This is a genomic window from Burkholderia sp. AU32262, assembly GCF_020419985.1.
GTDB classification, from domain to species: domain Bacteria; phylum Pseudomonadota; class Gammaproteobacteria; order Burkholderiales; family Burkholderiaceae; genus Burkholderia; species Burkholderia semiarida.
Genome location: NZ_JAIZRS010000006.1, coordinates 121,630 through 144,762 on the forward strand (window position 1 = coordinate 121,630; position 23,133 = coordinate 144,762).

At 66.9% G+C, this 23,133-nt stretch carries 20 protein-coding genes; 10 read left to right on the top strand and 10 right to left on the bottom strand.

Going from position 1 to position 23,133, the window contains the following annotated elements; all coding sequences use genetic code 11:
- Nucleotides 1-30: 30 nt before the first annotated feature.
- From LGN10_RS09170 to LGN10_RS09185, 4 genes are all read right to left on the bottom strand, one after another.
- Nucleotides 31-702, bottom strand: coding sequence for a MarC family protein (locus tag LGN10_RS09170; protein WP_059639557.1), 672 nt, complete (start codon nucleotides 700-702; stop codon nucleotides 31-33).
- A 138-nt stretch (nucleotides 703-840) separates the two neighbouring features.
- Complete coding sequence (locus LGN10_RS09175) at nucleotides 841-1,641, bottom strand: enoyl-CoA hydratase-related protein (protein WP_226222955.1); 801 nt, start codon at nucleotides 1,639-1,641, stop codon at nucleotides 841-843.
- 39 nt (nucleotides 1,642-1,680) lie between these two features.
- Nucleotides 1,681-3,003, bottom strand: a complete 1,323-nt coding sequence (gene paaK / locus LGN10_RS09180; protein WP_226222957.1) for a phenylacetate--CoA ligase PaaK — start codon at nucleotides 3,001-3,003, stop codon at nucleotides 1,681-1,683.
- Between the two features lie 54 nt (nucleotides 3,004-3,057).
- On the bottom strand, nucleotides 3,058-4,614 hold the full coding sequence (locus LGN10_RS09185) for a 3-hydroxyacyl-CoA dehydrogenase (RefSeq protein ID WP_226222965.1): 1,557 nt from the start codon (nucleotides 4,612-4,614) through the stop codon (nucleotides 3,058-3,060).
- A gap of 548 nt (nucleotides 4,615-5,162) precedes the next feature.
- Here LGN10_RS09185 and LGN10_RS09190 point away from each other — a divergent pair.
- The gene (locus LGN10_RS09190; RefSeq protein ID WP_059639561.1) at nucleotides 5,163-6,251 is read left to right on the top strand and encodes a calcium:proton antiporter; all 1,089 of its coding nucleotides are present in this window, start codon (nucleotides 5,163-5,165) and stop codon (nucleotides 6,249-6,251) included.
- Nucleotides 6,252-6,411: 160 nt separating this feature from the next.
- Here the strand turns inward: LGN10_RS09190 and LGN10_RS09195 are convergent, their stop codons facing one another.
- Complete coding sequence (locus LGN10_RS09195) at nucleotides 6,412-7,320, bottom strand: LysR substrate-binding domain-containing protein (protein WP_059639562.1); 909 nt, start codon at nucleotides 7,318-7,320, stop codon at nucleotides 6,412-6,414.
- Between the two features lie 113 nt (nucleotides 7,321-7,433).
- On the opposite strand from LGN10_RS09195, the gene LGN10_RS09200 reads away from it, so the two are divergent.
- Nucleotides 7,434-8,372 (top strand): 2-hydroxyacid dehydrogenase, encoded by a 939-nt coding sequence (locus LGN10_RS09200; protein ID WP_226222967.1) that lies wholly within the window; start codon nucleotides 7,434-7,436, stop codon nucleotides 8,370-8,372.
- Between the two features lie 64 nt (nucleotides 8,373-8,436).
- Nucleotides 8,437-9,801 carry an MFS transporter gene (locus LGN10_RS09205; protein WP_226222969.1) on the top strand — a complete coding sequence of 455 codons (1,365 nt, stop codon included), beginning with the start codon at nucleotides 8,437-8,439 and terminating at the stop codon, nucleotides 9,799-9,801.
- A gap of 25 nt (nucleotides 9,802-9,826) precedes the next feature.
- Here LGN10_RS09205 and LGN10_RS09210 read toward each other — a convergent pair whose 3' ends face one another.
- Nucleotides 9,827-10,795, bottom strand: a complete 969-nt coding sequence (locus LGN10_RS09210) for a LysR family transcriptional regulator (RefSeq protein WP_059639565.1) — start codon at nucleotides 10,793-10,795, stop codon at nucleotides 9,827-9,829.
- 364 nt (nucleotides 10,796-11,159) lie between these two features.
- On the opposite strand from LGN10_RS09210, the gene LGN10_RS09215 reads away from it, so the two are divergent.
- The 4 genes from LGN10_RS09215 (at nucleotide 11,160) to LGN10_RS09230 (ending at nucleotide 15,494) form a co-directional block, all read left to right on the top strand.
- Entirely contained in the window at nucleotides 11,160-12,335 is a 1,176-nt protein-coding gene (locus LGN10_RS09215; RefSeq protein ID WP_226222971.1) for an HPP family protein, read from the top strand.
- Nucleotides 12,336-12,460: 125 nt separating this feature from the next.
- A complete protein-coding gene (locus LGN10_RS09220; protein ID WP_226222973.1) occupies nucleotides 12,461-12,874 on the top strand; it encodes a MarR family winged helix-turn-helix transcriptional regulator in 414 nt (137 codons plus the stop codon).
- Between the two features lie 14 nt (nucleotides 12,875-12,888).
- The gene (locus tag LGN10_RS09225; RefSeq protein ID WP_059585020.1) at nucleotides 12,889-14,676 is read left to right on the top strand and encodes a chloride channel protein; all 1,788 of its coding nucleotides are present in this window, start codon (nucleotides 12,889-12,891) and stop codon (nucleotides 14,674-14,676) included.
- Between the two features lie 485 nt (nucleotides 14,677-15,161).
- Nucleotides 15,162-15,494 (top strand): hypothetical protein, encoded by a 333-nt coding sequence (locus LGN10_RS09230; protein ID WP_179231799.1) that lies wholly within the window; start codon nucleotides 15,162-15,164, stop codon nucleotides 15,492-15,494.
- Between the two features lie 90 nt (nucleotides 15,495-15,584).
- On the opposite strand, the gene LGN10_RS09235 is transcribed toward LGN10_RS09230, so the two are convergent.
- Nucleotides 15,585-15,905, bottom strand: coding sequence for a pyrimidine/purine nucleoside phosphorylase (locus LGN10_RS09235; protein WP_040140021.1), 321 nt, complete (start codon nucleotides 15,903-15,905; stop codon nucleotides 15,585-15,587).
- A 173-nt stretch (nucleotides 15,906-16,078) separates the two neighbouring features.
- Complete coding sequence (locus LGN10_RS09240) at nucleotides 16,079-16,981, bottom strand: LysR substrate-binding domain-containing protein (RefSeq protein WP_060009358.1); 903 nt, start codon at nucleotides 16,979-16,981, stop codon at nucleotides 16,079-16,081.
- Nucleotides 16,982-17,163: 182 nt separating this feature from the next.
- Here LGN10_RS09240 and LGN10_RS09245 point away from each other — a divergent pair, with 182 nt between their 5' ends.
- The 3 genes from LGN10_RS09245 (at nucleotide 17,164) to LGN10_RS09255 (ending at nucleotide 20,501) form a co-directional block, all read left to right on the top strand.
- Nucleotides 17,164-18,348: a M20 aminoacylase family protein gene (locus LGN10_RS09245; RefSeq protein WP_124862134.1), complete on the top strand. Its 1,185-nt coding sequence runs from the start codon at nucleotides 17,164-17,166 to the stop codon at nucleotides 18,346-18,348.
- 42 nt (nucleotides 18,349-18,390) lie between these two features.
- Complete coding sequence (locus tag LGN10_RS09250; RefSeq protein ID WP_099317536.1) at nucleotides 18,391-19,719, top strand: MFS transporter; 1,329 nt, start codon at nucleotides 18,391-18,393, stop codon at nucleotides 19,717-19,719.
- A 239-nt stretch (nucleotides 19,720-19,958) separates the two neighbouring features.
- Nucleotides 19,959-20,501, top strand: coding sequence for a cysteine hydrolase family protein (locus tag LGN10_RS09255; RefSeq protein ID WP_124862137.1), 543 nt, complete (start codon nucleotides 19,959-19,961; stop codon nucleotides 20,499-20,501).
- Between the two features lie 29 nt (nucleotides 20,502-20,530).
- Here LGN10_RS09255 and LGN10_RS09260 read toward each other — a convergent pair whose 3' ends face one another.
- Nucleotides 20,531-20,821 (bottom strand): hypothetical protein, encoded by a 291-nt coding sequence (locus LGN10_RS09260; protein WP_180278242.1) that lies wholly within the window; start codon nucleotides 20,819-20,821, stop codon nucleotides 20,531-20,533.
- On the bottom strand, nucleotides 20,818-22,851 hold the full coding sequence (locus LGN10_RS09265) for a hypothetical protein (protein ID WP_124862140.1): 2,034 nt from the start codon (nucleotides 22,849-22,851) through the stop codon (nucleotides 20,818-20,820). The genes LGN10_RS09260 and LGN10_RS09265 overlap by 4 nt, the downstream gene beginning before the upstream one ends.
- Between the last annotated feature and the right edge of the window lie 282 nt (nucleotides 22,852-23,133).

A 23,133-nucleotide genomic window follows, 5' to 3' on the forward strand; every position in this document is an offset into this window, starting at 1 on the left:
CCCCTTGAAGGATGAACCGGGTGGCCCCGGTTACCTGGCCTGATCGGCGAGCGGCTGCAGGAACGCGGAGAAGCCGGTCAGCATGATCTGCACGCCGATGCACAGCAGCAGGAACGCCGACACGCGTTTCGCGACCTTCGTCCCTTCGCTGCCGAGGTAGCGCGCGAGCAGCGCGGAGCGGCTGTAGACCTGCCAGATCACGAGCGCGACGAGCACGGACACGGCGATCGACACGATGCTCGACAGCGCGAACTCCGACAGCTTGTGCGTGCGGTTCGCGTTCAGCGCGATCGCGGTCGCGATCGAGCCGGGGCCGACCGTCAGCGGCATGGTCAGCGGGAAGAACGCGCGCGTCATGATCGCGTTCGCGTCGATCGGCTTGACCGGCGTGTCGCCGCCGCCGGGCCCGTCCGGTTCGTTCAGCATCTGCCAGCCGGCCACGGCAACCGCGAAGCCGCCGCCGATCCGCAGCGCTTCCATCGAGATCCCGAAGAAATGCAGCACCGGCGTGCCGGCGAAGAATGCGACCATCAGCACGACGAACGCATTGAACGCGACCTTCCGCGCGAGCAGATCCCGTTCATGCGCGGTGAGCGCCTCGGTCCGTTCGAGAAACAGGAACGCGATGCCGATCGGATTGATGATGCCGATCAGGCCGGTAAAGCCGAACAGGATCTCGGAGACAAGGCGGTTGACGATCATCGTGCGAAGCATCGGTCGGGACGGGGCCGGCAGCGCGCCGGGGGTCACGCATTGTAGTGCAAGCGCCCGTGCCCGAGACGCAAAATGCGGCCGCCCCCGGTTTCCGCGTCGATCGTCATGAACGATCGTCGCGCAGCCTTATTCGGCGCCCGTCTCCCACGCCGACGGCCGCTTCGCGAAGAAGGCCGCGAAGCCTTCCTTTGCTTCCGGCGTCGCCCGCACGCGGGAGATCGTCTGCGCGGTGAACGCCGCGCGCTCATCCGACGGCGGGTACTCGCCGATCGCATCGAAAAAGCGCTTGATCTCCATCAGCGCGTGCGGGCCGTTGCGGCCGAGTTCCGCGAGCGTCCGCTCGAGCGTGTCGTCCAGCGCATCGAGCGGCACGGCCTGATGAATCAGCCCAATCGCGACGGCTTCGGCGGCCGCGAGCTGCGTCGCGGTCAGCGCGAGACGGCGCGCCTGGCGTTGCCCGACCGCCTCGACCAGATACGGGCCGATCACGGCCGGCAGGATCCCGAAGCGCGCCTCGCTGACCGAAAAGCGCGCGTGGTCGCTCGCAATCACGATGTCGCACGCGGCGCACAGGCCCACGCCGCCGCCGAACGCGTGGCCCTGCACGCGGGCGACCGTCGGTTTCGGACATTGCCGGATCGCGCGCATCATCGCGGCGAACCGCTCGGCGTCGCGCAGGTTCGCGGCCGCGTCGTTCGCGCTCGCACGCTGCATCCACTGCAGGTCGGCGCCCGCGCAAAATGCGCGGCCGTCCGAACGCAGCACGATCGCGCGTACGTCGTCGCGCCGGCCGAGTGTCGTGAACGCGTCGGTCAGCTCCGCGATCATCGTCTCGTCGAACGCGTTCAGCACGTCGCCGCGCTGCAGCGCGACGGTCGCGATACCGCGCGCATCGACCGTGACGGCCAGGGTCTTCAATCCATCCATCGAACAGGTTTCCTCGGGTAGAACGGCATCCATCGGCAATCAGGCGGCCTGGCGGCGATCGATCACGCGCCGCGCCTTGCCGGTCGCGCTCGCGGGAATGCCGCCGGCCGCGAGCACCGTCACGCCGGACGACACGCCGACCATCGTCTTGATCCGGTGCTGCAGCTCGCGCGCGAGCGCCGCGCGATCGGCGTCGGAAACGGACGCCGCCGCCTCGGAGCGCAACTCGACCGCGAGGTCGAGCCGGTCCATGTGACCGTCGCGCGACAGCGTGATCTGGAATTGGCCCGACAACTGCGGCAGCGCGACGACGATCTCCTCGATCTGGCTCGGGAACACGTTCACGCCGCGCACGATCAGCATGTCGTCGGAGCGGCCCGTGATCTTCGCGAGCCGGCGCATCGCGCGCGCGGTCGGCGGCAGCAGCGCGGTGAGGTCGCGCGTGCGGTAGCGGATCACCGGCATCGCCTCCTTCGTCAGCGACGTGAACACGAGCTCGCCCTGGCTGCCGTCGGGCAGCACTTCGCCGGTGACCGGGTCGATGATCTCGGGGTAAAAATGGTCCTCCCAGATCACCGGGCCGTCCTTCGTCTCGACGCATTCGCACGCGACGCCCGGGCCCATCACTTCCGACAGCCCGTAGATGTCGAGCGCGTCGATGCCCGCGCGCGCCTCCACTTCGTCGCGCAGCGCCTGCGTCCACGGTTCGGCGCCGAAAATGCCGATCTTCAGCGACGATTCGGCCGGGTCCATCCCCTGCCGCACCATCTCGTCGATCAGGTTCAGCATGTACGACGGCGTGACGAGGATGATCTTCGGCTCGAAATCGCGAATCAGTTGCACCTGCTTCTCGGTCTGCCCGCCGGACATCGGCACGACCATGCAGCCGAGCCGCTCCGCGCCGTAGTGAATCCCGAGACCGCCGGTGAAAAGCCCGTAGCCGAACGCGTTGTGCAGCGTATCGCCCGGGCGGCCGCCGGCCGCGCGGATCGAGCGCGCGGTCACGTTCGCCCACGTATCGATGTCGCGCGCGGTGTAGCCGACGACCGTCGGCTTGCCCGTCGTACCGCTCGACGCGTGCACGCGCACGACCTGCTCGCGCGGCACCGCGAAGAGGCCGAACGGATAGTTGTCGCGCAGATCGCTCTTGGTCGAGAACGGGAACTTCGCGAGATCGGCGAGCGACTTCAGATCGTCAGGATGCACGCCTGCCGCATCGAACGTGCGCCGATAGTGCGGGACGTTGTCGTACGCGTGGCGCAGCGACCACTTGAGGCGGTCGAGCTGCAGCGCCTGCAGTTCGTCGCGGCTGGCGGTCTCGATCGGCTCGAGGGCGGCGGCGGGGTGCGTCGGGTGAATCATCGGGGGCTCCTCCAATGGAGTGATGTCGTTATCGTGTTCGAGGTGACGAGGCGGTCACGACCGGAACATGCGGCCGGCCGCATGCAGCGCGGCGAGCCGCGGCGACACGCGATAGCGGTCCTCGCCGTAGCTCGCCGCCAGGTTCGACAGCACGCGGTGCACGCGGCCGATGCCGATTGCATCGGCCCACACGAGCGGGCCGCACGGGTAGTTCACGCCCTTCTCCATCGCGAGGTCGAGATCGGCCGGCGAGCACACGCCCTGGTTCACCGTGTCGGCGGCTTCGTTCGCGAGCATCGCGACGGTGCGCATCGCGACCATGCCCGGCACGTCAGCCAAGCCGACGACGCGAAAGCCCGCCTGCTGAAAGAGCCCGACCGCATCGGCGTACGCGGCGTCGCCGCACTGGAGCGCGCGCGTCAGCGCGACGAGCCCGGCCTGAGCGTAATCGCGTGCGAGGTCGACGAGCACGAGATCGGCCACGCCGGTTTGCGCGGCGCGCGCCGTGGCCGTCCGGCCGTCGGTCAGCGCGATCGACGCGCGGCCGGCCGTTGCGAGCAGTTCGTCCGGCTGCACGCCGGCCTGCCGGACGCCGTCGATACGTTCGGCCAAGCGTGCGTGCAACGCGGCGGCCGGGCCGTCCTGCGCAAACAGCACGACGTCGGCCGGCGCGGCGCGCGGCGGTTCGAGATCGGGGGCGGGCGGCGGCGCGCCGTCCGCATACGAATAGAAACCGCGCCCGGACTTGCGCCCGAGAAAGCCCGCGTTCACGAGTTCCTGCTGGATCAGCGACGGCGTGTAGCGCGGGTCGTTGAAGTACGCGCGGAACACCGACTCGGTCACCGCGAAGTTCACGTCGTGGCCGATCAGGTCCATCAGCTCGAATGGCCCCATCCGGAAGCCGGCGGCTTCGCGCATCACCGCGTCGATCGTGGCCGGCGCGCCGCCCTGCTCGTTCAGCACGCGCAGCGCCTCCGCGTAATACGGCCGCGCGACGCGGTTCACGATGAAGCCCGGCGTCGATTTCGCCATCACCGGTTGCTTGCCCCATGCAGCGGCGGTCGCAACGAGCATCCGGGCGATATCGGGCGCGGTCGCGAGCCCGCTGACCACCTCGACGAGCGCCATCAGCGGCGCCGGATTGAAGAAATGCAGGCCGGCGACGCGCTGCGGCACGCGCAGCCCGGCCGCGATCGACGTGATCGAGATCGACGACGTGTTGGTCGCCAGCACGCACGCGTCGTCGACATGGCGCTCGAGGGTCGCGAAGATCTCGCGCTTCACGTCGAGCCGTTCGGCCGCCGCCTCGACGATCAGCGCGGCGCCCGCGAAATCGGCCAGCGCGCGCACCGCGCGGATGCGGTTGCCGGCCGCGTCGGCCTGCGCCGGTTCGAGCCGGCCCTTCTCCGCCAGCCGCGCGAACTGTGCACGGATGCCGGCCAGCGCCTTGTCGCAGGCCGCTTCGTTCAGGTCGTACAGCAACACCGGATGGCCGGCCGCCGCCGCGACCTGTGCAATGCCCGCGCCCATCGCGCCGGCCCCGATCACGCCGACGACGGCCGACGGCGCCAGCGCGCCCGAGTTCACCGAATGTGCAGAGGAAACAGCCATCGCTTGCGATCCGTCATGAAGTGGAAGTGCGAGCGATTATAAACCGACCGGTCGGTAGATTTATGTCAGGGTGCGCCCGAATGTGCCTTGCAAGAGACCATGACGAAAACCGCAACGACAAAAAAAATCGAAAGAGCGCGGCACTTTTTGCAAACCGAAAGGTCAATGTAAGCGCTCGAATATGAGATAGCGACCCCGCAACGCCTGATAAAATTCGACAAATTGCCGGATTGAAGGGGGAAACGCGTGTCGCGCCGTCACCGCCGTCCATCGCCGGCCGTCCTTATGGGGGCGAATCGAGCCACCGGCCCGCGCGTCGCCACCTATGCTTGTCTCGCTGTCCGCAGGCAGCCGCATCGAACCGTTTCGTCCCGCGACGGGCCTCGGCCCGCCCGCGCCCCTCGCCGCGTCGCGGCAGCGAACCCGGGCAGCGCCATTGCGCGCTGCCGCCCTTCGGTTTCATCGTCCTCGTTCGGCGGATAGTACGGCCGGGCTTCATCAACCCGTGACGGCGCGTCGCGCGCCGCCACTCGCATAAGGAAACCCTCATGCCGCTCTCGTCCAACCAGCTCCCGCGCTGGACCCTCTGGGCCCCGCTTGCCGCCTGGCTGGTGCTCGCGCTGTCGCGCGTCGTGCCGGCCGAAGGCCTCGTCATCGCGGTGTTCGCGGCCGCGCTCGCCGGCGCCGTGTTCTCCGCCGTCCACCATGCGGAAGTCGTCGCGCACCGCGTCGGCGAACCGTTCGGCACGCTCGTGCTCGCGGTTGCCGTGACCGTCATCGAAGTCGCGCTGATCGTGTCGGTGATGCTCGGCGCGGGCCCCGAGAAATCGGGCCTTGCCCGCGACACCGTGTTCGCCGCCGTGATGATCATCTGTAACGGCATCGTCGGCATCTGCCTGCTGGTCGGCGCATGGAAGCACGGCGAACAGGATTTCCAGGGGCGCGGCGCGAGCAAGGCGCTCGCGGTGCTCGCGTCGCTGTCGGTGCTGTCGCTCGTGATGCCGAACTACCTGAACGCCGCGCCGGGCCCGTTCTTCTCGAAATCTCAGCTTGCGTTCGCCGGCGTCGCGTCGCTCGTGCTGTACGGCGCATTCGTGTTCGTGCAGACCGTGCGCCACCGCGACTACTTCCTCGCCGAGCACGACAGCGCCAACGAAGCGGTGCACGCGGCGGCGCCGAGCAACCGCACCGCGGCCATCAGCATGGTGCTGCTGTTCGCGAGCCTCGTCGCGGTCGTGCTGCTCGCGAAGCTGCTGTCGCCGGCCGTCGAGCACGCGGTGCTGAAGCTCGGCGCGCCCGAAGCCGCGGTCGGTATCGTGATCGCCGCGCTCGTGCTGCTGCCGGAAGGGCTCGCGGCCGTCACCGCCGCGCGTGCGAACCGGTTGCAGACCAGCATGAACCTCGCGCTCGGGTCGGCGCTCGCGAGCATCGGGCTCACGATTCCGACCGTCGCGGCCGTGTTCATCTGGGTCGGCCAGCCGCTCACGCTCGGGATCGGCGCGATGGAAACCGTCCTGCTCGCGCTCACGCTGCTGGTCAGCACGCTCACGCTGAGCCAGGGGCGCACGACGGTGCTGCACGGCGTCGTGCACGTCGCGCTGTTCGCCGCGTACCTGTTCCTGTCGATCACCCACTGACGGGCCGGTGCCGCGGCCCGGCGGATGCGCTCCGCCGGGCCGCGCGCACGTCTTCGAGCCCCGCCCTCATCCCTCGCTTCACGCCGCCGTCAGCGGGCCGCCATCGCACGTCGCGCCACGCGCAACGGGCGAGCAAGCGCCGCTAGGGCGGGTTCACGCCCTAGACGCCCGCGTCGTCCGTGCTGTCGGTCAGAAACCGCTCGACCATCGCGTTGAACACCGGCAGCGCCGGGTTGTCGTTGTCCGCGCGCCAAGCGAGATACAGCTCCGCCGCCACGTTGACGCCCGCGAGCGGCCGGAACACCACGCCGTCGACATGAAGCTCGCGCGCCGACGCCGGCACCAGCGCCGCGCCGAGCCCCGCGCGCACGAGGCCGAGGATCGTATGCGTCTGGCCGACGTAGTGCAGGTAGTTCGGCAGCCGCCCGGCGCCCGCGAACATCCCCGAGATCATGTCGTGGAAATACTTGCCCTCGTTCGGCGAATACGCGATGAACGGCTGCCGGTCGAGCTCGTCGGGGCCGATCTGCTCGTAGGCCGCGAGCGGCGCGCCTTCCGCGACCGCGACGAGCATCGGCTCGCGCTGCACGAGCCGGTATTCGAGCGGCTGGCGCGCGGCGCGCTGGCGCACGAAACCCGCGTCGAGCATCCGCGACGCGAGCGCGTCGATCTGCACGGTCGACACCATCTCCCGCAGTTCGACGTCGACGTCCGGCAGCGCGTGCGCCGCATGCGCGAGTAGCACCGGGATCATCCGGTACGCACTGACGGCCGTGAACCCCAGCGTGATGCGCCCGGCCCCGCCGTGCGCGACGCGCTGCGCGGCCTGCTCGGCGCGCGCGGAGAATTCGAGGATGTGCCGCGCATCGCGCAGGAAGCGCTCGCCGGCCGCGGTCAGGCTGACCTGCCGGCTGCTGCGCTCGAGCAGCGCGATGCCGAGCGCGTGCTCGAGCAACTGGATTTGCCGGCTGAGCGGCGGCTGGGTCATGAAGAGCCGCCGGGCCGCGCGGCCGAAATGCAGCTCTTCGGCAACCGCGACGAAGCAGCGAAGCTGGTGCAGTTCAATCATTCAAATCTTGAATCAATCGATAGTCTTTTGATGTTAGACGCATATCGATGCGATTTCTATACTCGGTTCCACCTGATGCGCGGCCCGCGCCGCGCCCGACGACCGAGACCTTCATGACCATCGACATCCTGCTGACCCAGCCGCTCCCCGACGCGATCGACGCCGAACTCGCCGCCCGCTACACCGTGCACCGGCTGTATGCGGCCGAGCAACCGGAAGCACTGCTCGATCGCGTGGCGCCGCGAATTCGCGGCGTCGTGACGGGCGGCGCGAGCGGCCTGTCCGCCGCGCTGATGGAGCGGCTCGGCGCGCTCGAGATCGTCGCGATCAACGGCATCGGCACCGACGCGGTCGATCTCGATCGTGCCCGGGCACGCGGCATCCACGTGACGACGACGCCCGACGTGCTGACCGACGACGTCGCCGACATGGCGCTGGGGCTGATCCTGATGACCCTGCGCGACCTCGGCGCCGGCGAGCGGATCGTGCGCGCCGGCCGCTGGGGCAAAACGGCCCAGCCGCTCGCGACGCAGGTCACGGGCAAGCGGCTCGGCATCGTCGGGCTCGGCCGCGTCGGACGCGCGATCGCGCAGCGCGCGCAGGCGTTCCGGATGCCCGTCAGTTACTTCGGGCCGCGCGAGCATCGCGACAGCGGCTATCGCTTCGTGCCCGAGCTCGCCGCGCTCGCGCATGACAGCGACGTGCTCGTGATCGCGGCCTCGGCCGATCACGGCAACGTGCTCGTGACGGCCGACGTGCTCGCCGCGCTCGGCCCCAAAGGATTCCTGATCAACGTCGCGCGCGGCAAGCTGGTCGACGAAGCCGCGCTCGTGCGCGCGCTGGCCGACGGCACGATCGCCGGCGCCGGTCTCGACGTGTTCGCGCACGAACCGCACGTGCCGGCCGCGCTGCTCGAACTCGACCGCGTCGTCGTGCAGCCGCACCGCGCGAGCGCCACGCATGAAACGCGCGAGGCAATGGGCCGCATCGTGCTCGCGAACCTCGCCGCGTGCTTCGCGGGCCAGCGCCCGCCGACCAGCGTCACGTACTGAGCGCGGCGCCGCCCCTTCCATTACGACACGGATGCCTCCGCACGACGGAGGCCAGGAGACACGCATGTCCAATCGATCCAGCGGCGCCGCCGTCGCCGCCTCACCCGCCGCATCGCGCACGATCGGCCGCGTCCGTTATGCGGTCCTCGCGCTGATTTTCGCGGTTACCGTCGTCAACTACGCGGACCGCGCGACGATGTCGATCGCCGGCACCGGCGTCGCGCACGACCTCGGGCTCACGCCCGTGCAGCTCGGCGTCGTCTTTTCGGCGTTCGCCTGGGCCTATGCGATCGGCCAGATTCCGGGCGGCTGGCTGCTCGACCGCTTCGGCGCGCGGCGCGTGTACGGCCTGAGCCTGTTGCTGTGGTCGGTATTCACGATGCTGCAGGGCACGGTCGGCGCGTTCGCCGTGCACGGCGCAGCCGCGACGCTGGCGCTGTTCGTCATGCGCTTCATGCTCGGGCTCGTCGAATCGCCGGCGTTTCCGGCCAATTCGCGGATCGTCGCATGCTGGTTCCCGACGGCCGAACGCGGCACCGCGTCGGCCTTGTTCAATTCCGCGCAATACATGGCCGTCGTGCTGTTCACGCCGGCCATGGCATGGCTCACGCATGCGCTCGGCTGGGAACACGTGTTCCTGTGGATGGGGCTGCTCGGCATCGCGCTCGCCGCGCTGTGGTTCGCGTGGTATCGCGAGCCGCACGGCCACCCGCGCGTGACGGACGCGGAGCGCGACTACCTGCGCGCCCACGGCGCGCTCGTCGATCTCGAGGCGAACCGTATGCGCGAGCGGCCGCGCGCGTCGTGGCACGACGTGTCGCAACTGTTCCGCCACCGGAACCTGTGGGCGATCTACATCGGCCAGTACTGCATCACGGCGCTCACCTACTTCTTCATCACGTGGTTTCCGATCTATCTGATCAAGGGGCGCGGAATGACGATCATGGAAGCCGGCTGGGTCGCCGCGCTGCCGGCGATCTGCGGCTTCACGGGCGGCGTGCTCGGCGGCGTGCTGTCGGACTGGCTGATCCGGCGCGGCATGCATCCGTCGAAGGCACGCAAGACGCCGTTCGTCGCGGGGATGGCGATGGCGACGCTGCTCGTGCTCGCGAACGGCGCATCGTCGAACGCGGCCGTGATCGCGCTGATGACGGTCGCGTTCTTCGGCAAGGGGCTCGCGGCGGTCGGGTGGGCCGTGCTCGCCGACACGGCGCCGGAAGGCATGGTCGGGCTGAGCGGCGGCGTCTTCAACGGCCTCGGCAACATCGCCGGGATCGTCACGCCGCTCGTGATCGGCTACTTCGTCGCCAGCACGGGTTCGTTCGCCGGTGCGCTGTGGTTCGTCGCCGCGCACGGGCTGATCGGCATGGCCGCGTACGGGTGGCTCGCGGGCCGCTTCGAGCGGATCCGCATCGCGCCAGCCGCATGAATGCCGCGGCGGCACACCGGCGCGGTCACGTGCGCAGGCGGCCGCCCGGCATGTGCTCCGTCGTCAGCCGGTCGAGTTCGCGCAGATCGTTCTCCAGCGCGGGCGTGAGCGTCGTACGCAGGTGATCGAGGAAGGTCCGGATCTTCGCGTCGAGATAGCGGCGCGTCGCATAGACGGCATAGACGCTCACCGTCTGCAGCCGGTACGCCGGCAGCACGCGGATCAGGCGCCCTTCGCGGATATCGTCGAGCACCGTATACAGTGCCACGCACGCGATCCCCCGCCCGGCACGCACCGCGACGCACAGCGCGTCCGGCACGTTGACCTGGAACGGCGCCGGCTGCAGCTCGTAGACGGTTTCCTCGCCGTCGCCGCGCTCCAGGCGCCATTCGCTGGCCGGCGACGCGGGCGTGTCGAGGCGCAGGCACACGTGGTTCGGCAGGTCGTCGGGCGTCTGCGGCGTGCCGTGCCGCGCGAGGTATTCGCGCGATGCGACGAGCACGCTGCAGCTCGTGCCGCAGATCTGCGCGACATAACCCGAATCGGGCAACTGCGACGCCGTCACGATCGACACGTCGTAGCCCTCCTCGACCAGATTCGGCATCCGCTGCGCCAGCGTCAGCTCGACCGACACGTCGGGGTTGTCCTCCTGGTACCGGACGATCGACGACACGACATGACTCTTCCCGAGCCCCGTCATCGCATGAATGCGCATCTTGCCGCTCGGCCGCAGCAGCGCGTTGCGCGCCTCCGCGTTCGCGTAGTCGAGCTCCGCGAGGATCGATTTCGCGCGCTCGAAATAGCGCTCGCCGCTTTCGGTCAGGCCGAGATGGCGGGTCGTGCGATGCAGCAGGCGCGTCTGTACGTGGGCTTCGAGATTCGAGACCGCGCGCGACACCTGGGCGGTGGTCGCGTCGATTTCCTTCGCGACCGCGGTAAAACTGCCGGCTTCGACAACGCGCACGAACAGGCGCATGTTTTCGAGCATGTCCATTGAATTGGCTTGGGGAGAGTCAGTGGGGAGACGTCGGCGGCGCTCGCGTCAGGTGGGTAACGGAACGCGGGCGCGAAGAGCCACGTCGAATCGAGCGCCGTGCCGGGGAGAAGGCGGGAGAGCGGGCATCGAGGACAGGGTTCTGGCATGACGGGGGAATCGAGTGCGCCGAATTGTACGCCGCTGCGGACAAATTTGCGCGGTTACGCGCGCACAAGCTCCCATCCGATGAAAGGTTTTCGCAAGATTCGTGCATCACGCGCGGCCAACGCGCCTGATGCGGCGCGACAATTTGTATCACAACACGATATAATCCCGCGCTTGTCGCCGCGCCTCCGCGTTGCCGTTTTTACCGCTTACCCCCATGTCGCCAGGCTCCTACCCGTCGCGCCGCACGTTGCGGCAATGGCTGCACAGCTTCATTCCCCATCCGATGGCACTCGGCTGGCGCGAACGCCTGCGCTCGTGCACCGGCGCGCTCGTGGGCATTGCGACGGTCGGCGTCACGATGCGGCTATTGCCCGGCGTGCCGGGCCTCGTGCCGCTGCTCGTCGCGCCGATGGGCGCGTCGGCCGTACTGCTGTTCGCGGTGCCGGCAAGCCCGCTCGCGCAGCCGTGGTCGATCATCGGCGGCAATCTCGTCGCGGCGACGGTCGGCGTCGCGTGCGCGCAATGGATCGCCGATCCGGTCACGGCCGCCGCGGTCGCAATCGCCTGCGCGATCGGCGGGATGTTCGCGCTGCGCTGCGTGCACCCGCCGTCGGGCGCCGTCGCGCTCACGGCCGTGGTGGGCGGCCCCGCGATCCATGCGCTCGGCTTCGGCTTCGTCCTTCAGCCGATCGCGCTGCAATCGGCGATCCTGCTGTCGGCCGCGCTCGTCTATCACGCGCTGACCGGGCACCGCTACCCGCACGGCGGCGTGCGCGCCGAAGCGAAACCGCAGGCCGGCGGCGCCGCGCCGACGCGCGGCGGCTTCACGCGCGGCGACCTCGACGCGGTGCTCAAGCGCCGCGGCGAATGGCTCGACGTCGATCCGGACGATCTCGAAACGCTGCTGCGCGAAACCGAAATGCAGGCTTATGCGCGCACGTTCGGCCAGTTGAAGTGCGCCGACCTGATGACGAAGAACGCGATCGAGGTCGCGCCGTCCACGTCGATCACGGCCGCGCTCGCGCTGCTCGACCGCCACCGCGTGAAGGCGCTGCCCGTGGTCGACGGCGAAGGCCGACTGACCGGCATCGTCACGCGCGCCGACCTCACGCGCCCGTTGCGCCGTTCGACCCCGCTGTGGCAACGCCTGTCCGCACGGTTGCCGCGATCGTTCGGCGGCCAGCCCGCGAGCGTCGCGTCCGTGATGACGCGCGACGTCGCGGCGGTGCCGGAAACGATGCCGATCACGGCGCTCGTGCCGCTGTTCACGCATTCGGGCCACCACCATATTCCGGTCGTCGATGCGTCGCGCCGGCTCGTCGGCATCATCACGCAGACGGATCTCGTCACGGGCCTTTATCGGCAGACCCAAATGCTCGAGGCCGCGTAGCGCACGCCCCGTCACTGTCCGCGGAACGCGAAACGTGAAATGCGCCCGTTCCGCCCGATTTCATCCATTTATATCACGTTATGATATATTTACCGCCACCGTAACCGAATGCCCGACCGCCCCCGATGAACGATACCCGACGCGCACTGACGAAAAGCGATTTCCAGCAACTGTCCGAGTTCCGCTACCAGATGCGCCGCTTCGAGCGCTTCTCCGAACGTGCCGCGCAAAGCGAAGGCGTGACGCCGCTGCAATACCTGCTGCTGCTGCACATCAAGGGCTATCCGCATCGCGAATGGGCGACCATCGGCGAACTCGCGGAACGCCTGCAGGCGCACCACCACGGCGTCGTGGCGCTGGTGACGCGCTGCGAAGCGCTCGGACTCGTGAAGCGCAAGCCGAGCGAATCCGACCGCCGCCAGGTCGAAGTCCACCTCGAAGCGGCCGGCGAAACGCTGCTCGCCCGTCTCGCGGCCATGCATCGTGCCGAGCTGAAGTCGCTCAAGGGCACGTTCCAGGTTCCCCAAATCGATTACTGACCCCTGCCACTCCGATGAACGCACCGCACAAACGCGATTTCTCGACCAACGAACGCCTGCCCAGGATCGCGTTGCTTGCCGCCGGGATCGGCCTGCTCAGCACGCTTGCCGCGTTCGTGCTGTTGAGCCTGATCCACCTGTTCACGAACCTGTTCTTCTTCCAGCAACTGTCGTTCGCCGACCGTTCGCCCGCGAACAACACGCTCGGCGCATGGGTGATCGCGGTCCCGGTGATCGGCGGGCTGATCGTCGGGTTGATGGCGCGTTTCGGTTCGGAAAAGATCCGCGGCCACGGCATTCCCGAGGCGATCGAGGCGATCCTGTTCGGCAAGAGCCGAATGTCGCCGAAGGTCGCGATCCTCAAGCCGCTGTCGTCCGGCGTCGTGATCGGCAGCGGCGGCCCGTTCGGCGCCGAAGGCCCGATCATCATGACGGGCGGCGCGCTCGGCTCGCTGATCGCGCAATGCGTGCACGTGACCGCCGCCGAGCGCAAGACGCTGCTCGTCGCCGGTGCGGCCGCCGGCATGACGGCCGTGTTCGGCACGCCGGTGGCCGCCGTGCTGCTCGCGGTCGAACTGCTGCTGTTCGAATGGCGTCCGCGCAGTTTCCTGCCGGTCGCGCTCGCGTGCGCGGTGGCCGGTTTCGCCCGTGCGGTGTTCTTCGGCGTCGATCCGCTGTTTCCGCTGACGACGGCCGCGCCGACGCCCGTCGCGCTGCTGTCGTGTATCGTCGCGGGCGTGCTGTCGGGCCTGCTCGCGTGCGGCTTGTCGGCCGCGCTCTACCGCGTCGAAGACGCCTTCGCGAAGCTGCCCGTGCACTGGATGTGGTGGCCGGCGATCGGCGCGATCGCGATCGGCGTCGGCGGCTGGCTCGAGCCGCGCGCGCTCGGCGTCGGCTACGACGTGATCGGCGACCTGCTGCACCAGCACATCGCGCTGAAGATCGCGCTCGCACTGCTGATCGTGAAGGCCGTGATGTGGGTGATCGCGCTCGGCTCGGGTACGTCGGGCGGCGTATTGGCCCCGCTGCTGATGCTCGGCGCCGGTCTCGGCACCGTGCTGTCGCCGGTACTGCCGGGTGGCGATCCCGCGCTGTGGCCGCTCGTGTGCATGGCCGCGACGCTCGGTGCGACGCTCGGCGCCCCGCTCACCGCGATCGTATTCGCCTTCGGTCTCACGCACGACACCAACGCGCTGCTGCCGCTGCTCGCGGCGACGCTCGTCGCGCACGGCTTCGCGACCATCGCGATGAAACGCTCGATCATGACGGAAAAGATCGCGCGCCGCGGCTACCACATCTATCGCGAATACGGTGTCGATCCGCTCGAGCGGCACGACATCGGCGAAGTGATGACGTCGGCCGACCGGCTCGTCGCGATCGACGGCGCGGCCACGCTCGATACCGTCGAAGCGCAATACTTCGGCGCGAAACAAACGCACCGTGCGTACCCGGTCGTGCAGCACGGCCGGCTGCTCGGCCTCGTCGATCGCGCGACGCTCGATGCACAGCGCGCGCAGGCCGGCGCCGACACGCCGATCTCGGCCGCGTTCGCCGAGCGCGCACCGGCCGTCGCGTTCGCGCACGAAACCTGCCGTGTCGTCGCGTCGCGCCTTGCGATGCTCGGCCTCGAACGCCTGCCGGTGGTCGCCGACGAGCAATCGCTGCGCATCACGGGCATCGTGTCGCGCAGCGACCTGATCAAGCCGGCGCTCCAGCACTTCGACGACGAACAGAAGCGCGAGCGCTTCCGTCCGGTCGTCCCGGCCAACCTGCGCGACGTCGGTTCGCGCAAGGCCGGCTGACATCACCCGCGTGCGCGGCGCTCTGCCGCGCGCATCGCTTCCTTGCCTCACGCCGCTCCACGATACGGCGCGCCCGTCGCGCGCCGCATCGCCTCACTCCGTTGCTTTCACCCGTTTAAAGTTGGTTAACAATCCCGCCGACGAAAGTTTGTCATCATCGTGCTCATGCGACGGGGCCATCCATCAGCCATTCCACTTCGTCATCCGATAAAGAGTCGCGGCGCGGCATGCACGCACATGCCGCCCGCCGCGGCCAGCACCCCACCACACCACCATCGGGCAGCGCGCCGACCGACGCATGACGTCGAGCCGTACACGACGCATGCCGCGCCGCAGCAACATGCGCAGCATTCGAGCCGCCGTTTGGCAAGCGCGTTAACAACTTGTTTCGGAATGACCGGAACCGTGCGTGCCCAACGCGATCTCACTTGCACGCAGCACTGCTGCGCATCCCACTCAATCAATCACGACTCGAGGGAGATAACGTGAACGTGAAATATTTACCGCTCATCGCATTGACCGTGGCAATTTCTGCTCATGCGGCCGAACCCGCCGTGCAGAACGTGGGACAAAGCCAGAAAGCAGCGCCGGACGTCTCGGCATGCATCGCCAAGACCTGGGCCGACAAGTCGCAACAACAGGTGATCTCGCAGAACGTGCTGGCCAACGGCCTCGCGACCGACGTGTACGCACCGGGCCAGCAGCCGCCGAACGGCGCCGCCGCGATGGTTCGTCCGTCGTGGAAGCCGGATGCGAAGACGTGGGTCGGCGTGCGCGGCGACGCAGCGGCCGCCGGCGACATCAGCGCCTGCCTGTAACGAAGGCTGGCGCACCGGATGGCCTTGCGCCATCCGCTTGCAACGGGCCCCGCTTCGGCGGGGCTTTTTCTTTGCCGCGCGAAAAGCGCGTTACAGGTAGCTGCATACGTAGTCGAGCGTCTCGATCACCTCGATGTCGAAGCGGCTCTTGCCCGGCACCGAGAACGATTCGCCGGCGCCGTAGGTCTGCCATTCGCTGCTGCCGTCGAGTTTCACGCGGCACTTGCCGGCCTGCACTTCCATCAATTCGGGCGCATCCGTGCCGAAGTTGAGCGCGCACGGCAGGATCACGCCGAGCGTCTTGCGCGTGCCGTCCGGGAAGAGCACGGTATGCGACACGCACTTGCCGTCGAAATAGACGTTCGCGCGCTTGACGACCGATACGTTGTCGAATTGGGTTGCACTGGTCATGTGATGCCTCTGATTGCTGGATGCCGGATGGCGATGGATTTGAAGGCCGGCCGGAGCGGCGGGCCGGCCGCTATGATACCGGCTCGCGCGACGGGCGCCGCAATGGTACGCGGCGAGCGCGTGCCGGACCCACGATCGTCAGGATCACTACGCGATCCGCGCGGGGCGCCCTTTCATCGCAGCCCCTTGCGCCGCGCGGAATCGCGCAGGCAATCGAGCAGCATCGCCGCGGCCGGCGTCAGCGGGCTGTCGCGGCGCGTGACGACCTGCACCGATACGCCCGGCAAGCGCTCGCGAATCGGCAGCACCGCGAGCTGGTCGCGCGCCCATTCGCCTTGCAGCAATTGTTCCGGCATCGATGCGATCAGGTCGCAACCCGTCATCAGGCTGTGCGCAAGACCGAAGCTCGGGCATTCGACGACACGCGCCGGCACCGGCAGCCCGTACGCGACGAACGAGTTGAACAGCACCTGCGTCGAGCTTTCCGGCGACGGATTCATCAGCCAGTCGGCCTCGACGAGATCGGCGAGCGACGTGGCCGACGCGAGCGGATGCCCTTTGCGCGCGACGATCAGCGAGCGGCTCGCATAGAGCTCCGTATGATCGAACTCGGCCGCCAGCAGTTCGGGCACGACGACCACCACCGCAAAATCGAGCGAACCGTCATGCAGGCGCGGCAGCGCGACACCGGGAAACCCTTCGATCAGGTTGACGCGCGCCACTGGAAAGCGGCGCCGGAACGCACGAAACGCGTCGGGCAGGATCGTGACCGCCGCCGCTGGCGTGATCGCCGCCGAGACGGAGCCCGTCATCGCCCCCTGCGCCTGCTCGATGTCGTCGCGGGCGCGCTGCATTTCGGCGACGATCAGTCGCGCGCGCACCTGCAACTGCTGGCCGAACGCGGTGAGCTGCACGCCGCGTGCGGTACGCACGACGAGCGATACGCCGAGCGCGATCTCCAGTTCCTTGACCGCCTTCGTCAGCGCGGCCGGCGACACGTTCAGGCGCCGCGCAGCCGCGCGAATGCTCCCTTCCTCGGCGGCGGTGACGAACGCTTTCAACTGATGGTATTTCATGGCGGCAACGCATGATCGGTGGAAACCCGGTGCATCGCGCGACGCGCGGGATCAGGGTATTCCCGAGCGGCAACCGACGGTGTGCACCAAAGCAATTTAGCAGCTTCTGGTACGCAAAAGAAATTTATATGCTTGGTCGTCATATGCGCGTCAAACGCCCCACCGGCCCCACAGGAGACACCATGCTGCAAGCCGTGAACCCCGTCATCCCCGGCATCGCCGCGATCGCCCCCGAGCTCGTCGAAGTACGTCGCCGCATCCACGCCCATCCCGAACTCGCATTCGAAGAGACGCTCACGAGCGACCTCGTCGCCGAACTGCTCAGCGGCTGGGGTTACGACGTGCATCGCGGCATCGGCAAGACGGGCGTGGTCGGCGTGCTGCGCGAAGGGCAAGGCACGCGCACGGTCGGCCTGCGCGCCGACATGGACGCGCTGCCGCTCGCGGAAACCACGGGCCTGCCGTACGCCAGCCGCCATGCGAACAAGATGCATGCATGCGGCCATGACGGCCATACCGCGATGCTGCTGTGCGCGGCACGCCACCTCGCGGCCACGCGCCAGTTCTCCGGCACGCTGAACCTGATCTTCCAGCCGGCCGAGGAAAACTTCGGCGGCGCGAAGGCGATGATGGACGACGGCCTGTTCGACCGATTCCCGTGCGACGCGATTTTCGCGATCCACAACATGCCGGGCCGCGCGGCCGGTGACATGGCGTTCCGCACCGGCGCCGCGATGGCGTCGGCCGACCGTGTGACGATCACGCTGCGCGGCGTCGGCGGCCACGGCGCGATGCCGCATTTCGCGCGCGATCCGATGTCCGCCGCCGGCAGCATCATGGTCGCGCTGCAGACGATCGTCGCGCGCGAGGTCGATGCACAGCATGCGGCCGTGATCACCGTCGGCAGCGTGCAGGCCGGCGAGACGTTCAACATCATTCCGGAAACCGTCGTGATGAAACTGTCGGTGCGCGCGCTGAACGCGGACGTGCGCGCCCTGCTCGCGCGCCGCATCGAAGCGCTTGCGAAAGGCCAGGCGGAAAGCTTCGGCGTCACCGCGGAAATCGACTACGACTACGGCTATCCGGTACTCGTCAATCACGCGGAACCGACCGCGTTCGCGGCCGGCATCGCGCGCCAGATGCTCGGCGCGGAGCGCGTCGAAACCGAAGCGGCGCCGCTGATGGGCAGCGAGGACTTCGCGTTCATGCTCGAGGCGCGCCCCGGCTGCTACGCGTTCATCGGCAACGGAATCGGCAGCAAGGGCGGCTGCATGGTGCACAACCCCGGCTACGACTTCAACGACGACATCCTCGCGATCGGCGCGAGTTACTGGGTTCGCGTCGCCGAAGCCTGGCTCGCGGCCTGAACGCCCTTCACCACGCAGTTTCGCGCTAACCGGGGGAACCCCATGGAAACGTCCGCCCTTCCGTTCGCCGGCACGCCGGTCGATGCCCGCGCCGCCGCGAGAAAACGCCGGCTGATCGCGGCCGCCGCCGTCGGCAACGCGCTCGAGTTCTACGACTTCACCGTCTACAGCTTCTTCGCGATCCTGATCGGCAAGCTGTTCTTTCCGGTGCATTCGTCGTTCGGGCAACTGATGCTCGCGGTCGCGAGCTTCGGTGTCGGCTTCGTCACGCGTCCGCTCGGCGGGCTCGTGATCGGCATGTATGCGGACCGCGCCGGCCGCAAGAAGGCGATGATCCTCACGCTGCTGCTGATGGCGCTCGGCACCGCGACGATCGCGGTCGCGCCGACCTTCGCGCAGATCGGCATCGCCGCGCCGCTGCTGCTCGTGCTCGCCCGGTTGCTGCAGGGCTTCGCGTCGGGCGGCGAAGTCGGTGCGTCGACGACGTTGCTGCTCGAACAGGCGCCGCAGCATCGGCGCGGTTTCTATGCGTCGTTCCAGTTCTCGAGCCAGGGGCTCGCCGCGCTCGCGGGCGCGCTGACCGGCGTCGCGCTGACGTCGACGCTGACGGCCGCGCAACTCGAAAGCTGGGGCTGGCGCGTGCCGTTCATCATCGGCACGCTGTTCGTGCCGCTCGGCTACTGGCTGCGCAAGACCGTCGAGGAAGTGCCTGCTGCCGCGCCTGCTGCTGCCGCACATGCATCCGTGGAAAAAGTCGCGTCGCTACCGCTCGCCGACGTGCTGCGTCATCACGGCAAGGCCGTGTTCGCAGGCCTCGGCGTGACGATCGGCGGCACGTCGATCCACTACATCATCGTGTTCTACATGGCGATCTACGGCGTGCAGGTGCTGCACCTGCCGACGTGGCTGTCGATGACGGCCGGCTGCGTCGCCGGGGCGATCCTGATGCTCGTGACGCCGATCGGCGGCCATCTGTCCGACGTGTACGGGCGCAACCGGATCGTATGGTGGACGCGCATCGTGCTGATGGCCGCGATCTACCCCGCGTTCATCGCACTGAATCGCTGGCCGGGCGCCGCGTCGCTGCTGTCGATCATCGCCGCGCTGTCGATCGTGCATGCGATCAACATCGGCGCGACGGGGGCGATGCTCGGCGAGTTGTTTCCGCGGGCGGTGCGGGCGACCGGCGGTGCGCTCGTGTACAGCGTGGGCGTCGCGATCTTCGGCGGCTTCGCGCAGTTCTTCGTCACGTGGCTGATCGCGGCGACCGGCAATCCGAATGCGCCTGCGTGGTATGCGATCGGGTGTGGCGTCTTCACGCTGCTCGCGATTCGCTACATGGACGAGAAGGCGGGGAAGGCGCTCGATTGAGCGTTGGGGGGATGCGCGATGTGCGTAGCGTCATTGACGTCGCGCGCGCCCATCGGGCATCATTGACCAATGCACAACGCCACGATCACCCTTTCGACGACCACGCGCACGACCGCCTTCGGCGGGCCCGTGCGGCGAGTGCGCGCAGGATCGTAGCGTCACCGATTCCACAGGCCCCGCCGGTTCCGGACGGGGTCTTTTCGTTTCTCCGTCTGCGTCGGTCACTCAAGAGAAACGCCATGTCCGAAGCCCCTTCCCCGAAACGCGCACTGCTCGTGATCGACATGCAGGTCGGGCTGTTTCATGGCCCCGATCGTCCGCATGACGGCGAACGCGTGCTGGCCAACATCAATCGGCTGATTCGCCGCGCGCATGAAGCCAGTGCGCCCGTGTTCGCCGTGCGCCACATCGGCCCGGCCGGCTCGCCGATCGCGCCCGATGCGCCGCTGGCCGCGCTGCTGCCGGAGCTCGCTATCGATACGGCGCGCGACATCGTGTTCGACAAGACCCGGCCGAGTTGCTTCGCAGGCACGCGGCTCGCCGAGTGGCTGCACGCGGCTGGTATCGGAGAAATCGTGATTGCCGGGATGAAGACGCAGTACTGCGTCGATACCGCGTGCCGTGCGGCCACCGATCTCGGGTTTCGCGCGGTGCTCGTTGCCGATGCGCATACCTGCATGGACACGCCCGCGCTGCCGGCCGAGCGAATCGTCGCGCATCACAATGCAACGCTTGGCGGGCCGTTCGCGGTGCTCACGCCGACTGAGGCCTGCCTGTTCTGAGGCAAGGCGCGAGACGAGCCGTAAAGGCCTCAGCAAAACCCCATCGCGCGCGTCGCCTTGATACACGACGATGCGTCGCGAACTGAAACAACTTTCCTCGAGAACGTCACGTCTCCGGACAGAAATTGGCTGAGCCGTTGGTCGAAGTGATATGAAAACTTGATCAGGTCGATGGTGTTCCGGAAGGTTTCCTTGGGCAGCTTGCCCTTCATCACCGAATGAATAAAGCGCTTGATCAGATGTAGCGCTCTCACGCGAAACGAAACCTCCACCCTCAAGATCAATGAACACTTGACGAGCAGCGTCCGCTCCGCTTTCACGCCGTTTGCCGATCGTTCCTCGATGTATATGCATCCAACTCGAGCGCGTACTCATATTCTGAGTAAAAATCCCGCAGAGGCGTCATCATACGTCGCGTGCGCTGTAGCTCTTTTGCGAAGTCCTCGTTGCTGCTCGTGCGTTCGAGAATGAGAAGCAGTTGAAATACCGAGAGACTCCAGGAAGTAGAGAAGGGAAACGGTGTGTCGAAGACAGACTCCTTCGCGCGACTCGCTGCATCTTTCAGCTTGCGAAACCAGTCATGCAGAGCATCGAACTCCTTTTGTCGCTTGGAGTTTATTGCGATGAATTGATTAACGCATCCCGCAAACAGGAACTTTTGCAAGAATGGCCGATCGTGAAGGCTTCCAAGATCGCCACGCGTTATTGATAATTTGAGAACTTCCCGTGATCCTAGGGTAAGCGGCGCTGCCGACGTCCCTTGATTCAACGTTATCGTGCCCTGCTCCAGAAGCACAGCGTGTCGCTCCATCGCTTGCGCTTGCGGTCGCACGACCGCCTGCCCGAGGTCTGACAGGGCCGCGACGTCATCGCCGGATCGTGCTTGTCGTCGCAACATCTTGCTCTTCAACTCGAAAACGATCACGTGGTTCGCCGTCTCTACAACCGCATCACATTCGCCTTTCGATCCGTTCGCCTGGTATTCGCCGTGCAGCACAGAGACGCCATGTTGCTCGAGTTTTACGCGAACGAAGTCCTCAAATAGCGGACCGACAACTTTCTCGTCAAAGCTGCCTTTCTTCCAATTTTTTCGACACCATTGCAGCGCCGCATTGACCGTGGCGCGAGCCGCGAGCGGCGGGATCTGCATGAAAAACGTACCGTTGTTCAGTAGCAGCGGGTGAAACGCCGCATCTACAGCGTTGTCCTCTGGCGGAAACGTCAGAGATTGGTTGGCGCCCGATACGTGCGTGAATACGTTGAGGAGCAGGTTCGCAGCGGGCGTAAGATCCAGATTTGTCGCAAACGCAATGCTTTCCGGCGGGACTCGGACAAACTCCTGCGTCACGCCATCTGCGCACGCCCGCTCGCATGCTCGCAAGATAACTCTGGCAGCCGCCAGTATCTGGGCCGACGTCGTGCCATGCTCGTCTTTCAGCTCGGCTAGTGGCTTCTGGGATATCGTCCATTCCAGATACTCACGCGCGTGGGCGGGTTTCGCTTGCGTCAAAAGAAACGTTGCATCGTATACGATTGACTTTTGCATGATGCGGACCATGTCCACATTTCTCGCAAACGCCAATTCGAAAGTTCCCACCGACAGGTCGAGCATCGCAGTTGCCCAAGTCACAAGGTCAACAAGCTCGGCAAGCATAGCTTCAGGAGAGGGCGCGGTCGGGGCCAGCGAAAAGTATCGCAAGCCGAGTTGGTACAAATACGCCAATGGCAGGTCGGGCTGCGCGTTCACTTGAATGGTTTGACCATTGCGCCCAAGCTTGTATCGACCTGTTACCGCACTATACGTACGCGCAATTGCGCCCGCTGCACTTGAAGCCAGAATGGCACCCAGAGAGGCCGATTTTCGCTCAATATCTTCTGCAAGCCGCCGCGTCTCGGCCGGGGATATGTGCATTCCTCCATCGACCGGCAGATCGATCTGATAGCCCGACTTCCTCAGTCCATTGATGGCTATCGAGAGGCAATTCACGCGCGCGTTTGACTGCCATACCAGATCGACTGGCAGTCCACTTTGGCTCGCCGCATACACTGCTGCGAGCTCCACGGCGCGCTCCCAGTTGCTAGTCACGTCAGGATAATCCCCTCGTTGACGAAGCGCCTGTTGGACTGCCTCAGCTACCCCGAGGTATGGATCTGCAGGTTCCTGCTCGCACAAAAATCGCACTCCGAGATCGTCGACGATGCGGACGAGCTCAGATAGCGCCTGATCACTCTCTTTCGCGGTAAAGCATGCGCGGATTTGTTCGAGCAGCTTGTCGCCTTGACTATTCACCGCGCCCGACGACGTGGTGATGTGGGCGTCGACCAGCGACTTAAATGTCTTCAGATCCATAGCGTTGGAATTGTCCTGTCAGAGTCATTTGATTTGGATCAACGCAGCGACACCGTAGATCCTCCCTGATTGCTTTCGCGTCGGAGTAGCAACCGTCAGATTGTCTCGCCGATTTCGAGGAAACCAGATGATTATGGAGCAGATGCAACAGATCGCCCTGCGGCAACGGCGACCGTCCACGATATAGTCTGAATCAGACTGCGCTTTCATTAGGTCGGTAGTGCTGCTTTTGAGATACAAACCGGCCACTCAAATAACGACACTGTAGGATAGGCGTGTGCC

What these genes read in the sequence shown, in the direction of transcription:
- LGN10_RS09245 (WP_124862134.1), top strand. Translation starts at nt 17,164, where the DNA reads ATGCTGCAAGCCGTGAACCCCGTCATCCCCGGCATCGCCGCGATCGCC.
- LGN10_RS09200 (WP_226222967.1), top strand. Translation starts at nt 7,434, where the DNA reads ATGACCATCGACATCCTGCTGACCCAGCCGCTCCCCGACGCGATCGAC.
- LGN10_RS09240 (WP_060009358.1), bottom strand. Translation starts at nt 16,981, where the DNA reads ATGAAATACCATCAGTTGAAAGCGTTCGTCACCGCCGCCGAGGAAGGG.
- paaK (WP_226222957.1), bottom strand. Translation starts at nt 3,003, where the DNA reads ATGATTCACCCGACGCACCCCGCCGCCGCCCTCGAGCCGATCGAGACC.
- LGN10_RS09175 (WP_226222955.1), bottom strand. Translation starts at nt 1,641, where the DNA reads ATGGATGGATTGAAGACCCTGGCCGTCACGGTCGATGCGCGCGGTATC.
- LGN10_RS09265 (WP_124862140.1), bottom strand. Translation starts at nt 22,851, where the DNA reads ATGGATCTGAAGACATTTAAGTCGCTGGTCGACGCCCACATCACCACG.
- LGN10_RS09220 (WP_226222973.1), top strand. Translation starts at nt 12,461, where the DNA reads ATGAACGATACCCGACGCGCACTGACGAAAAGCGATTTCCAGCAACTG.
- LGN10_RS09215 (WP_226222971.1), top strand. Translation starts at nt 11,160, where the DNA reads ATGTCGCCAGGCTCCTACCCGTCGCGCCGCACGTTGCGGCAATGGCTG.
- LGN10_RS09210 (WP_059639565.1), bottom strand. Translation starts at nt 10,795, where the DNA reads ATGGACATGCTCGAAAACATGCGCCTGTTCGTGCGCGTTGTCGAAGCC.
- LGN10_RS09185 (WP_226222965.1), bottom strand. Translation starts at nt 4,614, where the DNA reads ATGGCTGTTTCCTCTGCACATTCGGTGAACTCGGGCGCGCTGGCGCCG.
- LGN10_RS09250 (WP_099317536.1), top strand. Translation starts at nt 18,391, where the DNA reads ATGGAAACGTCCGCCCTTCCGTTCGCCGGCACGCCGGTCGATGCCCGC.
- LGN10_RS09170 (WP_059639557.1), bottom strand. Translation starts at nt 702, where the DNA reads ATGATCGTCAACCGCCTTGTCTCCGAGATCCTGTTCGGCTTTACCGGC.
- LGN10_RS09195 (WP_059639562.1), bottom strand. Translation starts at nt 7,320, where the DNA reads ATGATTGAACTGCACCAGCTTCGCTGCTTCGTCGCGGTTGCCGAAGAG.
- LGN10_RS09205 (WP_226222969.1), top strand. Translation starts at nt 8,437, where the DNA reads ATGTCCAATCGATCCAGCGGCGCCGCCGTCGCCGCCTCACCCGCCGCA.
- LGN10_RS09255 (WP_124862137.1), top strand. Translation starts at nt 19,959, where the DNA reads ATGTCCGAAGCCCCTTCCCCGAAACGCGCACTGCTCGTGATCGACATG.
- LGN10_RS09235 (WP_040140021.1), bottom strand. Translation starts at nt 15,905, where the DNA reads ATGACCAGTGCAACCCAATTCGACAACGTATCGGTCGTCAAGCGCGCG.
- LGN10_RS09190 (WP_059639561.1), top strand. Translation starts at nt 5,163, where the DNA reads ATGCCGCTCTCGTCCAACCAGCTCCCGCGCTGGACCCTCTGGGCCCCG.
- LGN10_RS09225 (WP_059585020.1), top strand. Translation starts at nt 12,889, where the DNA reads ATGAACGCACCGCACAAACGCGATTTCTCGACCAACGAACGCCTGCCC.